The following is a 12,888-nucleotide window of genomic DNA, read 5'->3' on the forward strand; positions in this document are numbered from 1 at the left end:
AGCTGCCTAATCGGTATTAATACCGCTGTTCGCTATGCCTTCAGTCGACTTTTCTGCCTGGATGGTAGAGTCGTTGGATCGTGAAGTGGCTCAATTCCATTGATTTAATTCCCGTTCGCGATATTAACCGATTGTTCGATCTCCATTTTGAGGCGATTTACCTTGTCGGTGGCCCACTCCTGTGCATCGTCACCAAAGACGAAACGGGCGGGTGGCTCGTTCGACATGCCGAGGGAGACGATTCGTTCTGCGAGCATGGCCGGGTCACCAGGCTGATTATGGTTGGCGGCGGCGATAAACGAGCGAAACTGCTGGGTCGCTTCTGCATAATCGGGAACGTCGATATCACCGTGCTCGGCTGACTTGTCGTCAAGGAAATCCGTACGCAGCATTCCCGGCTCAACCACCATCGATTTAATATTGAGGGGTGCCAGCTCCTGTGCAAATCCCTCGATCCAGCCCTCAATGGCAAATTTTGACGATGCGTAGACGGATCCTCCCGGGTTTGCGAGCAGCCCGTTAACGGAGGAGATGGTAACGATGAGGCCTGACTGGCGCGCACGCATGTGTGGCACTACAGCTCGGGTTACGTTCATCGTGCCGAAAACATTCACCTCGAACTGGCGCCGTACTTGTGCGCTGCTGATCGTCTCAAACCAGCCGAGCTGTGCTTGGCCTGCGTTGTTGACCAACACGTCGATCGTGCCAAGCCTATTCACTGCCTCCTGTGCCACGGCGACGGCCGCATCTTCGTCCGTAATATCGAGTGCCAGCGCGTGTAGTCTGCTGTTGGGTCCAAGTGTTTCCGTAATGTCGTTGGCAGACCGAGCCGTGGCGACGACGGTTTCACCAGCAGCAAGCGCCGCCCGGGCGATCTCCATACCCAATCCACGGCTTGCGCCGGTGACGAGCCAGTTTCTAGCCATAAGTTGCTCCTTATCTGTCATGTTGTTACATAGTATGCTCACTAATAAATCCTGATAACCTGCTTATTAGTTATAGGGTCTATAAGGAGAGCTAACGAATGCGCCCAAGCCTGCTCGGCGATCTGGAAGTTTTCCGCGTCATCGCTGCTGAAGGCAGTTTTACGCGCGCCGCTAAGCGGCTGGGCGTCACTCAGTCGGCGCTCAGCCAAACGCTCAAGCGGTTGGAGGAAGACATTGGGATCAGGCTTCTGGCGCGCACGACGCGCAGCGTTTCCCCTACGCATGCCGGCGCCCGTCTGCTGACAAAACTTTCGCCGGCGCTTGATGAACTGACCAACGAAATCAAGTTGCTCGCCAGCCAGCGCGATGAACCGGTCGGTACTGTCAGGGTGAGTGCCGGAAAACACGCCGCCGACACGATTCTCTGGCCAGCGCTGAGTTCTTTAATCCGACAGCATCCAGGTATTGAAATCGAAGTCTCCGTCGAAAACGACTTCGTGGATCTCATCGCGGGTAGGTTTGACGCTGGCATCCGACTGGGCGAAAGGCTTGAGAGCGATATGGTGGCACTGCCAATTGGCCCTCGGATGCGGGTCGCTGTTGTCGCCGCGCCTTCTTATCTCTCGCAACACGGCGAACCTAAACAACCTTCAGAACTGTCCCAGCATGCCTGCATCAGTTTCAGAAATCGCAGCGGGGAGTTATCGCCTTGGGATTTCGAAAAGGATGGGCGCAGCCTCACCGTTAAGCCTGGTCGAGGCCCCATTTTCAACGACAGCGATTTGATGGTTGCCGCAGCAACCGAGGGGTACGGCGTTGCTTACATCCTTGAGGACATAGTGAGCAGGCAAATAGCGTCCGGTGCGCTGGTACGTGTGCTGGAAGAGTGGTGTGAGCCGTTCGCTGGTTACTACCTCTACTATCCGAGTCGCCGACAGCAAACGTCCGCCTTTACACACTTCAAGAATGCACTGCGGGACGTGGTCTCGTTGAGTTAATGGGGTAAGGTTATCGCGGGATAATAAGCCACAGGATGTGCCTATGACTATGATTGACACCATCAGATTTCCGCGACTCAAGCTCGGCTTGCTCCTGTTCCTTGCAGGTATGCTCGGTGTGGTTGCCCTCACCGTCACGGTGCTTCCCCAGGTGTTGGGCGACGCGTCACTCCCTTTACCCTCGTGGTTCGTTTTGATGGCGAGCATCGCGCAGAGCGGGCTACTTGTCGCGCTTGCCGTGTGGTTGGGCGTGTTGCTTGCACCGAAGGTTGGCCTCAGTGCGCCCGCGTTTGAGGCAGCGGTAACCCGTCAGTCGGTAGCCGTAGCACTCCGACCCCAACTCTTACCCGGGCTTCTTGGTGGGTTGCTGGGAGGACTTGGGCTCTTTGCGATTGGCGGCTACGCCCCTGCGGAGCTTGCTGACGTGGAGCAGCCGTTCACCGTGCCACTCGTCGCCCGGGTTCTCTATGGCGGTATCACGGAGGAGCTGCTTTTACGGTGGGGGCTAATGACGGTGCTGGTTTGGATGGCGTGGCGACTCCTGCAACGTCGAAAAGGTACGCCACAGATCGTCTACATGTGGTTCGCCATTGTCGTAAGCGCACTCTTATTTGGCGCAGGTCACCTGCCAGCTGCTGCAGCGCAGGTAGGGGCGTTGACGGCTGACCTGGTAGCGTTCGTCGTCGGCGCGAACGCTGTCTTTGGGGTACTGTTCGGCTCCCTGTTCTGGCGATACGGCTTGGAGGCAGCGATTATCGCTCACGCGTTTGCGCATGTGGTGAGCCATGTCGTTAGCATTGTAGTGGCATAACAATGCAGGGGGCGCCAGAAAGCATCACACCTTTCGTTTTCACAAAAGCTGCACCGCTAGCCGGCACCGCTGATCGCCGACGTTAAAGACGAACCGTTTTCCGCTCTGAGTCGATGACCGAAGCGCCTCTAGATTCCAGGTAGAGGCGCTTTTTCCAACAAAAACTTACCTGCCGTAACCGAATCTTCCTTGTTTTCGAACAGTGTTCTGCCTATGTTTGATACGTGTCAATCAAACGACTGTCACATTGCGTGAGTCAAGGCAGGACCGCCTTTCAATACCATGACGATTCATAGAATCGTTCTTAGCAAGTCGTCACAAGGAGAATACACGTGAAACTCAGAACCCTACTTACCGCCTCGTTTGCCTCTACCGCTCTGCTCGCCGCGGCACCGTCGGCCTTCGCCGCACCCAATGCTGATGGGCTCTATTTGGGCATCGGTACCGGTTTTAGCTCGCTGGAGAACGACAACGACGATGTCGACGATTTCATTTCCGATGGCGCTGAAGACTTTGATGTGGATGATGACGAAGACAACGTCTTTAAAGGTTTCGTCGGCTACGAATTCAATCCTTACTTCGCTACCGAAATCTTCTATGCCGATCTGGGTCGTACCCGCCTAGAGGGTAATAGTGGCGCCAATACCGATTTGGAATCCAACGCCTACGGGGCGAATCTGGTCGGTCAATTGCCCATCACTTCCTGGTTTACCGCCTTCGCCAAGGCCGGTGTGGCCAAGTGGGAAACCGACGTCGACGGTAATCTTGGCGGTGCTAGCGTTGATCTTGAAGATCAGGACGGCACCGATCCGGTCTACGGTGTCGGCGCGCAGTTCAACTTCGATCCCTTCCTGGTCCGTGCCGAATACGAGCGTTACGACTTCGACAGCGACTACAAGATCGATACCTTTACCGCGTCGGCCGGTTTGCGCTTCTAACCGTCAATTTGTTTTGCCATGTGCGATATCAGCGCCGGGGCTAGCCCCGGCGCTGTCGTTTTCAAGAAGTTGGTTTTCCAGACCACCACCTTGCTCCAGCTCGGCAACGGACTCTAACAAACGGCGGGCGTTCTTAGGTGTACCCAGGAGATAGGCTGTCTCTTGCAGCGCCTCATAGTCTTCGAGAGAGATCATTACCACAGACGGCGCTTTGTTGCGGGTGATGATCATGGGTGAATGGTCTTCACAGACCTGCTCCATGGTTTTTGCTAAATTGGTTCTAGCGGCCGTGTAGCTGATGGCATCCATAATGTCGTTCCTGCGCGGGATGTTTAATGTACAGAATGTCGAACGTTACGAGGTTTGACAATCGACTGCGCAGCGTTCGGTTTACCATCGCTTCGCGGCGCCAGAATTGCCACAAAGTCCTATGCTATGTGTCCAGGGAGCGCCTATGAACCTTCTATTCATCTGCAGCGAAAATAGGCTACGCAGCCCAACCGAGGAAAATGTCTTTTCAGCCTATCCCGGTATCCAGGCAATCGGCGCTGGGACAGGGGCACATGCGCAAACGCCTGTTTCCCGGGACTTGATTGAGTGGGCCAATATCATTCTGGTGATGGAAAAGCACCACCAGGATGAAGTCGCCAGTACGTACAAGGACGTGTTGAAGGGAAAGCCGCTGGTCTGTCTGGATATCCCCGATCACTACGAATTCATGCAGCCCGAACTCATCAAATTGCTCAAGGAAAGGGTGCCAGAGTATGTGCGGTTAGCGACAGTCGAAAAATAGCTAGGTTAGCCACCGCCAAGAAGCGATGCAGCTGAGCTGGGGCGTTAAGCCAACAAATATGATAACTGCTTCAAAAAGGCTGACATTAAGGCACCATAAGCCCGAGGATATCGCTTCAATCTTTGAAAGCTATACTGGTGACCTCAAATCAGCAAGATATCTTGCGAGGCTGCCACACTTCGGTATCGAGCAAACCGAACGGATGCTTCAGATGCTTTCAACCCCGGAAATTACTGTGATCGGCGGCAACAATTTACTCTTTAACGACAAGCACGACCTTGCCTTGAACGCCGCCTTGCATAGCTCGCTGATGCGCAGCCGGTGCTTCTGCCAACGAATAGGTACTGTCGATCACGATCCGAATGGTACGGTTGTCGAGTAAGCGACTGGCCTGCGCCAGCAGCATTCCGTTTGAGTGCACCTGTAGTGAGGAAACCGTAATTCCTAGCCTGTGGGCTTCATCCCTGGCAGAAAAGCCCAAGGGGTTGACCAGAAAGAGCGAGCCGCCTGGTTTAATAATGCTGAGGAAGCGTCCCATGTTCGAACCACCCACAGCGTCAAGCACCAGATCCACGTCATGTGCGACCGTTTCGGCGGCTGCCTTGGTGTAATCAATGAAGTCGTCAGCACCCAGCTCACGAAGAAGCCCTTCATGCTTACCTGAAGCAACCGCGATCACGCGTGCCCCTTTCCATTTGGCGATTTGAACCGCTAGATGCCCCACGCCACCGCCAGCTCCATTGATCAAGACGGCCTTGCCTTCGAGCGGGACAGGCACATGCTGGAATGCCTGGAATGGGTTTAGTCGGTTGTGGCCAGGATCCACCAGAAACTGCCAGACAGTAAGCAGTGACATCGGGGCACCTGCTGCCTCGACATGAGAAATGCCCTTTGGCTTCAACGCCAGGTGGCTTTCAGGAACGCTGACATATTCGGCATAGGCGCCGCTGCCCGTCATCAGGTCTTCGGGAAAACGCACCATTGCAAAGACGTGGTCACCTACGCTGACTTTGGAAACCCCGTCGCCGACGGCAGCAACGACTCCTGACACATCAGTGCCCAATATCAACGGGAAATGTGGGCTAGGCTGCCATTCTGGAGGTAGCGCCCGATAGCCGTCGCGCAGGTAAAGGTCTGGTGGGTTAAGACTTGCCGCACGAACCTGGATAAGCACTTCACCGGTTTGTACTGCGGGTCGGGGCGTATCTTCGTAAAGCAAGACCTCTGGGTCACCGAAACTATGCAGCTGCACTGCTTTCATCATGTCGTTCATCACAATCTCACTCATGAATGGTTACATGGCAAATAGTAAGAAAGTTCCTTGCCGTTGATAATGGTGCGTAGATTCGTTTTAATTGTTCCATGAAAGAACAAATTGGATTAGAACGCCTCACGGGCCTTATCGCATTTGCACGCGCCGGTTCATTAGGCAGCTACACCGCTGCGGCGCGCTCGTTGTCTGTTTCGCCCTCTGCGATAAGCAAAAGCATTCAGCGGTTGGAGCGTCACTTCGGCGTCTCTCTTTTCACTCGCACGACACGATCTCTGTCTTTCACGGCCGAGGGCCGCGACTTGCATGGACGTGTGCTAGAGCTGCTGCGCCAAGCAGAAGAGATAGAGCAGGTGGTCAAGTCTGCTCGTACCGAGCCCGCAGGCACGTTACGAATTGCGACATCACTTCCACTGGGACTGCATCTGATTGCTCCTGCTATTACGGATTTTCGAACACGCTACCCGAAGGTAGCGATCGACCTGCGGCTGAGCGACCACATCGTCGGTATGGTTGAAGAGGGCATTGATCTTGCAGTACGGATCGGTGAACTTGCGGATTCGTCACTTTTGTCCAGGCGACTCTCACCTTACAGGCTCTCTTGCTACGCTTCGCCAGACTACTTGGCTAGGTATGGTGCTCCCGAGCATCCTGATGAGCTGGTGGGGCACGAAACGATCAATTTGCGTTACCAAAGTACGGGACAAATGTTTCGCTGGCCGTTCCGGATCGGCGAGAGGGAGGTTGAGATAGTGCCATCTTCCCCTGTCATCGTTGACTCAAGCGAAGCCGTCATCGCCGCTATGACCGCAGGAGCAGGCATCGGAATGGCTGCAAGTTTCATGGCTGCCCCGCGGGTTAGACGAAGTGAACTTATACCCATCCTGCCTGACTTCGGCGTAGAGCGTCATAATATAGTTGCGTTATGGCCGCAGAGTCGGCGCACCAACCCTGCTGTACGCGCCTTTATTGATATGTTGATCGAACGACTTTGAATACCTAACACTTGATACACACAAAACTCTGTAATCAGCGAACAGCAGTTTTACATCGTTCAGCATAATTGACATACATGCAGCTCCGCAGTGCTTGTGTTAAGTAGGATTTGGCAGTGCTTCCGGCAGCGTTTCAGTGCTTCGCAACAGTCCAGCATCGCGCTCAATAAGGGCGCGCCAATCTTGCTGGCAGGAGGTGATGAGATCATTAAAGCGGTAGCCCATGATGCCTCCGGTGGTAATGATCCGGAAGGCAGGCGAATAAGATCGAGGAAATGGCGCGGAAGCTGGCGTGAAATGAAGCCGTGTCCATCGCTTGATCCCTACGCTGGTACCCGCGCTGCGAACTTGAGTAAGCAGCAGCGCATTAGCCGGATCAGGTTCAGCGGGACCAGCGCTCGGCAGCAAACAATACTACGTCCTGCGCCATTTCAGCCTGATTTCGCCGGCACCCCGTCAAGCTGTTCGTTGGTGGAGTGTAGGAGGCGAGTGGAGGAGCGCGTAAGCATGTGAATTTCGAATATGATGTCAAACTTAGCTTTTCCTTTATTAAAATCAATGGGGTAGAATCAAGGTTGGTGAACGGATAAACTCAATAAATGCTTTTTTTACGTTTATTGGAATTATGTAAATCACTCGTAAGTGTTTGGGTGAACTGGAGTATGTATGAAATTAATCAACATTGACGAAGACGCACCTGACATATTCTATATATTTGTCAATCAGTTTAACCCTATTACTCATCACAATTTTAATCTCACTAAGACATTTTCCTCAGGTGCTGTAGCTTCATGTTCGGATCCAGAATTCATGAAAAAATACATAGCAGGCAAGGTGCGATACCTTCCCTATGAGCCTTGTCATAGTGACGCTCTAGCGGTATCTCCTTACTTCATGACGGCAATCAATGACTACCGTATAGAATATGATGCCGAAGTGTTTCGAGAGAAGTATTACCCGCTATATCCGTCGAGGTTGTCCGCTCTATATGCTTTTGGTGATATGGAAACGTGTAAGCTTGTATCAGCAAAATATGGGTGGCCACTAAATTCTGTTCAGAAATTTATAATTAAAGATTGGCCCCTAACAAGAATTGTAAAAGTAAATATGGAGCATGTTACATTGGCAAGGCATGCCTATAAAGTTTCTATGCTCAAAGATACTAATCGGCTATGGGGCGGATATTGGTCAGGATTTGACAATATTATATTGGAGTTGCCAGCCGCGGGATTTGAGCGCAGGGAATATGATTCAGGTGTAATATGGGAATATTTAATAGAAGGGATTGTTGAATGCGCCTAGTGGAATTGTTGAACATAGCCATGCTATGCGTTCAAGCATTTTGTTGCTTCGCTCGGTGCATTTTGTCCGTGCTAAGCGCCATAAGGAGTAACTATTGAGTATCAAGGAATTCTCAGAATCTGCGAAGGGATTTACCAAAAGTCCCTTAGGGATTATTGCTCTATTTATTGTGCTTGTGTATGGCTTTGCTTCTTTGGTGGTTAGCTTTGGCCAAAATGTATCAGATCACATAACGCCTCTAATTTATTTTATGGTTTTTTTCCCCATCTTGGTTTTTTTGGGATTTCTTTGGCTTGTCGCCAATCATCATAATAAATTATACGGGCCATCGGATTTCAAAAATGAAGAGAACTTTTTGAAGTCACAACTTTCATCTGCCATTTCATTGGCTGCTGCAATATCAAAGCAACCTGGTGGTAGCGAAGTGCTCAATAAAGATCAACTGAATGAAATTGTTGACATTTTTTTGAAAATGAAGAGAAGGCCTTCATCTGATAAATGGAAAAATAGAGTTTTGTGGGTTGATGATTGTCCGGAGAATAATATTTATGAGCGCCAAGCTTTTGAAGATCAAGGCTTACACATAGAGCTTGCTATTTCTACCGAAGAAGCCTTGCAAATATTAGAACATGAAAAATTCGCAATTATTATCTCAGATATGGGTAGAAAGGAAGGATCGGAAGAAGGCTATGTGCTACTCCATGAGCTAAGAAAATCTGGTAATAGAACGCCTTTTGTGATTTATGCGGGTTCTAATCTTTATGAGCATAAAAAGTTGGCTCGTGAACGAGGCGCTATCGGTAGCACTAACAGGCCGCAAGAACTGTTCCAACTAGTAATGCGAACAGTGCAAAATGGCTCTGAATAAGGTCATTAAAATTTCCTTATAGTCACCAGATGTTCACAAGCTCACGCTTTTTGATCCTGCCTCCAAAACTAACGTCATGCATTTGATGAGATATCCAGCTAACCTTGGATAAAGTAGACATAACGTTAACTTATGCGATCCACCCATAGGCGCGAAAAACATCATGGTTGTGTTAGCTCATCGCGGTGCTTGGCCGTTCAAGTGTCGCCTTAATATTGAACAGACCCGTTAACCCCTGAATTCAAACATTAAGCGCGGTACGCAGTGCCTTTGCCTCCGCGTCAAAAGCAACAGTGCTATGACTTTATCGTTTGGATTCAAAACTTTTCCAGGCCAGCCCAATCAGAGCAATCGCCAACACAGAGAACAGCACAGCGGCGCCCGACGAACCCAGCACCTGCAACGTCAGGCCTGAAACGACCAGCCAGAGCGCAGGAATGATGGCGGCGATCCATAGGGCGAAACCCCGCAACATGATAAGCACCAGGCCCAGCGTAGTCACCGCCGTGGGGTCGGCGTGTATGCCGAACACTTCCGCCTGAAGCCAGGCACCACCACTCAGCGGAGCTACCAGCGGCATGATGATCAGGCCGAAGAGGGTGACGGCGATGCCGATAATAACCGGTGGGTGTGTTGCGCGTGTTGCGTTATCCATTCCCCATCCCGTTAGCGCCATCACTACCAGCAGCAAGGCCTGGGCGATGAAAGCGTAACCAACATAGCCCCCGGCCCAGTTAAGTTCTGCATAGCGCTGAATGAAAAACGCCACGGCCACAAAGGCCCATAGCGGGGCGGGTAGTAGGCAGGCTATTCGCGTGCGGTGTCTCAGCGCCAGCACCAGGGTGGCGGCGCCCAGGGCGAGGGTCAGTAATTGCAGCGGCCAGAAGGTTTCGCCCATGCGTTCCAACAGGCGAAAGTACACCTCCGCCGTGAAGGGAATAAAGTCCTGTACCTGGTAGCTTGCCCACGCGTTCATAGCGACTCGATATAGTCAGCCATCCGCTGCCGTGCATCGGCCGAGGGCATGGGGGAGTGGCCGGCGCGCATGTTCTCGCGCATATGTTCGACCTGGGTGGTGGCGGGTATCGCGCAGGTGATCGCCGGATGGCTGACGATGAATTTCAGCAGGAAGTCCGCCCAGGTTGTGCAGCCGCATTCCTCGTTGGCCCATTCGGGCAATTCAGCGTTACGCTGCTTGAGATGCTTGATCAGGCTGCCGCCATCGTAAGGCCGGTTGGCGATCACGCCGATGCCGCGTTCTTCCGCCAGGGGCAGTAGTCGGTTTTCGGCCTCGCGGTGGGTGATGTTGTAGGTGAGCTGAACGAAGTCGATATCCTCTGACGACATGATTTGCTCCACCTCGTCGTGGCGGCGCCCGTGGGAGGTGGTGATACCGACATGGCGAACCGTGCCTTCAGCTTTCATTTCCTGCAGCGCGGCCAGGTGATCGCGCCAGTCGGTCAGGTTGTGCACCTGCACCAGGTCGAAGTGATCCAACGTCCAGCGGTCTTTCAACTCCGCCACCTGCTCCCGGGCGGAACCACCGGCGGGGCTCCAGACCTTTTCGGCGGCAAACAGGCGCTCAGGTGTGCCGAGTTTTTGCAAGGCATAGCCCATCACGTCCGGTGCCGAGCCGTACATGGGCGAGGAGTCGATCAGGCCGCCGCCATGTTCGAAAAAGGCCTTCACCACCTCGGTGCGCGCATCGAGCAGCGTCTCGTCACTGCCAACGTTGAACGTGCGCCAGGTGCCCATGCCAATCACGGGCAGCTTTTTGTCACTCCCCGCAAGGGTCTTCCGGTGCATCCCGTCGGTGTTGGCCAGCAGCGGCATGCTTGGCAACATCATGGCGGCCAGCGTGGCCCCCATGAGCTTGAGGTTTTCTCGGCGCGTGAGGCGATGCTTGATGCGATGGTTCATAGCGGTCGCTCCTTCCATTTTTTGGGGATCGGCACCGTGGCCGCCAACACCAGCACAAAGCAGGTCAGTACAAACACCTTATTCACAAACCAGTTGGTGCGCCAGATCGACCACTCGGGGTCATTGAGGAAGCGCACAAACAGGGTGCCGATGATGAGGATTTCAATAACGGACATACCCACCGCCAAGGCGCGCGTGTAGCGGGGCTGTTTGAGCAGCGCCCAGCCTAGCCAGACGTGCGCCAGCGGCCATAGATCCCAATAGATATACCGCGACCAGGGCTCGCCGTATGCCAGCGCGTAGCCAATGGGGAACAGGTATTTGATGAACAATGTCCACGCCGCAAGAATAAATAGCAGGTGGGCGAGAAAGCGGATCCAGGCATTGGGTGGTGCGGGCTGTGGCATGGCATCGCTCCAGTGCAGGGCCGTTGATGGCCTGGCCTTACACCATCTGCAAGGACTGCTTGCGCGTTGGCGGAGGAAAGGCGGCGTCGATCTGAGCCAGGTCATCGTCGTCGAGTCTGACGTTATCTGCCTTGGCGTTCTGTTTGAGGTGATTCAGGTTAACGGCTTTGGGAATAGCGATCACCTCGGGATGGCGCAGTGACCAGGCGAGGGCGACTTGCGCGGGGGTGGCGCTGTGCTTGTCGGCGATGCGTTGCAGGGTGGCGTCATGCAGTAGCGCGCCGCCTTGCCCGATCGGGCAATAGGCCATGAGCGGCATGTTGTGCTGTGCTTGCCAGGGCAGTAGGTCGACTTCAATGCCTCGTGCGTCGGGGTTATAGAGCACCTGATTGGTGGCGCAAGCGGGCGCGTCGAGCTCTGCCAAGTCGTCAGTGTCGAAGTTGGACACGCCCCAGCGCAGAATCTTGCCCTGCTCGCGCAGCCGCTCAAAGGCGTCCACGGTTTCGCTCAGCGGGTACTGGCCGCGCCAGTGAAGCAGGTACAGATCGATAGTGTCAGTGCCCAATCGGTGCAGGCTGCGCTCGCAGGCAGCTTGAACACCCTGGGTGCTGGCGTTGTGCGGGTAGACCTTGCTGACCAGATACACCTCATCGCGCCGATCACGGATAGCTTCTCCAACGATTTCTTCTGCGCCGCCTTCCGCATACATCTCTGCGGTATCGATTAGCGTCATGCCCAGATCGAGACCTTCACGCAGCGCCCTGACCTCAGCCTGCCGCTGCCCAGCATTCTCGCCCATATGCCAGGTGCCCTGGCCTATTCGGGGTACGCTGACTCCACCTAGCTCAATCGTCTGCATATCTCTATCGCCTGATGTGATACTGCGCTGGCTGCCTGCCGCCATCGCGGTTCATAGATCTACACCAGCATCATACGTATACCGGCTCGTCCTACGATATCAGGCCCCCTATCAATCCAAACAGCGTACCTCCGATATCGGCATGTCGCCAGATCCGCACGGTCTAGAGGCTTAACCACGTAGCTGCCGGTTGCCGTTAATCGGTAATCCGGCATTGATAATGAGGCGCTCAGCGCAGAGTGCGTATCAAGACCGGCTACTCTTCAAACACCAGCGCGTCCGGGTTGGCGCCCAGCTCTTTCAGAGCTGCCATGATGCTCTCGTTGAACGGGTCCGGGCCGCACACGTAGAAGGCCTGGCTCATGTCCTTGATATGCGAAGTCAGAAAGGCCTTGTCGATCACACCATCGGTAAAGATGTGGTCGCCGGACGGCTTTTCGTCGGTGATGACGTTGATGCACTGATCTCCCAGCATCGTCTCGAATTCTTCCTTGAGGATGATGTCCCGTTCGGTCTTGTTGGAGAAGACCAACTGGTTATTGCCGATCTCGCCCTCGTGGTCCGGATAGATTTTAATGACAAATTCCAGCCACGGGTCCGAAACAAGCGAAGAAAAGATGAACGGCCGTTTCTCGCTTGCCCAGGCGTGAAGGTGTATTCCTCAGGCTTGGCAAGTCGTATCTGTGTGGGTGAGACTGCGGATTTCCTGGATTTCGAGTGTATGGTCCATACTTCGCCTTATGCCTCTCATCGATGGGTTGCAATGATGGACAAAGTAGATTCCGCCCATGTGGGATTCTT

At 53.6% G+C, this 12,888-nt stretch carries 16 protein-coding genes; 7 read left to right on the forward strand and 9 right to left on the reverse strand.

The genetic code is table 11. The features are described from left to right. Positions 1 to 104 precede the first annotated feature (104 nt). Positions 105 to 926: an SDR family NAD(P)-dependent oxidoreductase gene (locus GA0071314_RS05310; RefSeq protein ID WP_074395682.1), complete on the reverse strand. Its 822-nt coding sequence runs from the start codon at positions 924 to 926 to the stop codon at positions 105 to 107. A 98-nt stretch (positions 927 to 1,024) separates the two neighbouring features. Here GA0071314_RS05310 and GA0071314_RS05315 point away from each other — a divergent pair, with 98 nt between their 5' ends. The 3 genes from GA0071314_RS05315 to GA0071314_RS05325 all read left to right on the forward strand — a co-directional run bounded on the left by GA0071314_RS05315 (position 1,025) and on the right by GA0071314_RS05325 (position 3,673). Further along, on the forward strand, positions 1,025 to 1,924 hold the full coding sequence (locus GA0071314_RS05315; RefSeq protein ID WP_074395683.1) for a LysR family transcriptional regulator: 900 nt from the start codon (positions 1,025 to 1,027) through the stop codon (positions 1,922 to 1,924). 43 nt (positions 1,925 to 1,967) lie between these two features. Continuing rightward, the gene (locus tag GA0071314_RS05320) at positions 1,968 to 2,735 is read left to right on the forward strand and encodes a CPBP family glutamic-type intramembrane protease (RefSeq protein ID WP_172822089.1); all 768 of its coding nucleotides are present in this window, start codon (positions 1,968 to 1,970) and stop codon (positions 2,733 to 2,735) included. 332 nt (positions 2,736 to 3,067) lie between these two features. After that, positions 3,068 to 3,673: a porin family protein gene (locus GA0071314_RS05325; protein ID WP_074395684.1), complete on the forward strand. Its 606-nt coding sequence runs from the start codon at positions 3,068 to 3,070 to the stop codon at positions 3,671 to 3,673. Between the two features lie 3 nt (positions 3,674 to 3,676). Here the strand turns inward: GA0071314_RS05325 and GA0071314_RS05330 are convergent, their stop codons facing one another. After that, on the reverse strand, positions 3,677 to 3,982 hold the full coding sequence (locus GA0071314_RS05330) for a type II toxin-antitoxin system Phd/YefM family antitoxin (RefSeq protein WP_074395685.1): 306 nt from the start codon (positions 3,980 to 3,982) through the stop codon (positions 3,677 to 3,679). A 145-nt stretch (positions 3,983 to 4,127) separates the two neighbouring features. On the opposite strand from GA0071314_RS05330, the gene GA0071314_RS05335 reads away from it, so the two are divergent. Then, entirely contained in the window at positions 4,128 to 4,466 is a 339-nt protein-coding gene (locus GA0071314_RS05335; RefSeq protein WP_074395686.1) for a low molecular weight protein tyrosine phosphatase family protein, read from the forward strand. 253 nt (positions 4,467 to 4,719) lie between these two features. On the opposite strand, the gene GA0071314_RS05340 is transcribed toward GA0071314_RS05335, so the two are convergent. Beyond that, positions 4,720 to 5,754, reverse strand: coding sequence for an NADP-dependent oxidoreductase (locus GA0071314_RS05340; RefSeq protein ID WP_197668829.1), 1,035 nt, complete (start codon positions 5,752 to 5,754; stop codon positions 4,720 to 4,722). A 74-nt stretch (positions 5,755 to 5,828) separates the two neighbouring features. On the opposite strand from GA0071314_RS05340, the gene GA0071314_RS05345 reads away from it, so the two are divergent. Then, a complete protein-coding gene (locus GA0071314_RS05345; RefSeq protein WP_074395687.1) occupies positions 5,829 to 6,731 on the forward strand; it encodes a LysR family transcriptional regulator in 903 nt (300 codons plus the stop codon). Between the two features lie 99 nt (positions 6,732 to 6,830). Here GA0071314_RS05345 and GA0071314_RS19865 read toward each other — a convergent pair whose 3' ends face one another. Then, complete coding sequence (locus tag GA0071314_RS19865; RefSeq protein ID WP_269449427.1) at positions 6,831 to 6,956, reverse strand: hypothetical protein; 126 nt, start codon at positions 6,954 to 6,956, stop codon at positions 6,831 to 6,833. Positions 6,957 to 7,397: 441 nt separating this feature from the next. Here GA0071314_RS19865 and GA0071314_RS05350 point away from each other — a divergent pair, with 441 nt between their 5' ends. Continuing rightward, positions 7,398 to 8,033, forward strand: coding sequence for a hypothetical protein (locus tag GA0071314_RS05350; RefSeq protein ID WP_074395688.1), 636 nt, complete (start codon positions 7,398 to 7,400; stop codon positions 8,031 to 8,033). 94 nt (positions 8,034 to 8,127) lie between these two features. Next, positions 8,128 to 8,901 carry a response regulator gene (locus GA0071314_RS05355; protein WP_074395689.1) on the forward strand — a complete coding sequence of 258 codons (774 nt, stop codon included), beginning with the start codon at positions 8,128 to 8,130 and terminating at the stop codon, positions 8,899 to 8,901. A gap of 304 nt (positions 8,902 to 9,205) precedes the next feature. Here GA0071314_RS05355 and GA0071314_RS05360 read toward each other — a convergent pair whose 3' ends face one another. The 5 genes from GA0071314_RS05360 to GA0071314_RS19315 form a co-directional block, all read right to left on the reverse strand. Beyond that, a complete protein-coding gene (locus tag GA0071314_RS05360; protein WP_074395690.1) occupies positions 9,206 to 9,877 on the reverse strand; it encodes a DUF6064 family protein in 672 nt (223 codons plus the stop codon). Next, the gene (locus GA0071314_RS05365) at positions 9,874 to 10,821 is read right to left on the reverse strand and encodes an aldo/keto reductase (RefSeq protein ID WP_082934206.1); all 948 of its coding nucleotides are present in this window, start codon (positions 10,819 to 10,821) and stop codon (positions 9,874 to 9,876) included. The genes GA0071314_RS05360 and GA0071314_RS05365 overlap by 4 nt, the downstream gene beginning before the upstream one ends. Then, entirely contained in the window at positions 10,818 to 11,228 is a 411-nt protein-coding gene (locus GA0071314_RS05370; protein ID WP_074395691.1) for a hypothetical protein, read from the reverse strand. The genes GA0071314_RS05365 and GA0071314_RS05370 overlap by 4 nt, the downstream gene beginning before the upstream one ends. Before the next feature lie 37 nt (positions 11,229 to 11,265). Next, a complete protein-coding gene (locus tag GA0071314_RS05375) occupies positions 11,266 to 12,087 on the reverse strand; it encodes an aldo/keto reductase (RefSeq protein WP_074398442.1) in 822 nt (273 codons plus the stop codon). 256 nt (positions 12,088 to 12,343) lie between these two features. Next, positions 12,344 to 12,745 (reverse strand): hypothetical protein, encoded by a 402-nt coding sequence (locus GA0071314_RS19315; protein WP_197668840.1) that lies wholly within the window; start codon positions 12,743 to 12,745, stop codon positions 12,344 to 12,346. Positions 12,746 to 12,888: the final 143 nt, after the last annotated feature.

Origin of the sequence: Halomonas sp. HL-93 (assembly GCF_900086985.1) — a bacterium.
GTDB lineage: Bacteria > Pseudomonadota > Gammaproteobacteria > Pseudomonadales > Halomonadaceae > Vreelandella.

Bases quoted from the DNA above. Each gene is read 5' to 3' on its own strand.
- GA0071314_RS05340 (WP_197668829.1), bottom strand. From the start codon at position 5,754: ATGAGTGAGATTGTGATGAACGACATGATGAAAGCAGTGCAGCTGCAT.
- GA0071314_RS05330 (WP_074395685.1), bottom strand. From the start codon at position 3,982: ATGGATGCCATCAGCTACACGGCCGCTAGAACCAATTTAGCAAAAACC.
- GA0071314_RS05310 (WP_074395682.1), bottom strand. From the start codon at position 926: ATGGCTAGAAACTGGCTCGTCACCGGCGCAAGCCGTGGATTGGGTATG.
- GA0071314_RS05370 (WP_074395691.1), bottom strand. From the start codon at position 11,228: ATGCCACAGCCCGCACCACCCAATGCCTGGATCCGCTTTCTCGCCCAC.
- GA0071314_RS05320 (WP_172822089.1), top strand. From the start codon at position 1,968: ATGACTATGATTGACACCATCAGATTTCCGCGACTCAAGCTCGGCTTG.
- GA0071314_RS05315 (WP_074395683.1), top strand. From the start codon at position 1,025: ATGCGCCCAAGCCTGCTCGGCGATCTGGAAGTTTTCCGCGTCATCGCT.
- GA0071314_RS05360 (WP_074395690.1), bottom strand. From the start codon at position 9,877: ATGAACGCGTGGGCAAGCTACCAGGTACAGGACTTTATTCCCTTCACG.
- GA0071314_RS05365 (WP_082934206.1), bottom strand. From the start codon at position 10,821: ATGAACCATCGCATCAAGCATCGCCTCACGCGCCGAGAAAACCTCAAG.
- GA0071314_RS05375 (WP_074398442.1), bottom strand. From the start codon at position 12,087: ATGCAGACGATTGAGCTAGGTGGAGTCAGCGTACCCCGAATAGGCCAG.
- GA0071314_RS05335 (WP_074395686.1), top strand. From the start codon at position 4,128: ATGAACCTTCTATTCATCTGCAGCGAAAATAGGCTACGCAGCCCAACC.
- GA0071314_RS05345 (WP_074395687.1), top strand. From the start codon at position 5,829: ATGAAAGAACAAATTGGATTAGAACGCCTCACGGGCCTTATCGCATTT.
- GA0071314_RS05350 (WP_074395688.1), top strand. From the start codon at position 7,398: ATGAAATTAATCAACATTGACGAAGACGCACCTGACATATTCTATATA.
- GA0071314_RS19865 (WP_269449427.1), bottom strand. From the start codon at position 6,956: ATGGGCTACCGCTTTAATGATCTCATCACCTCCTGCCAGCAAGATTGG.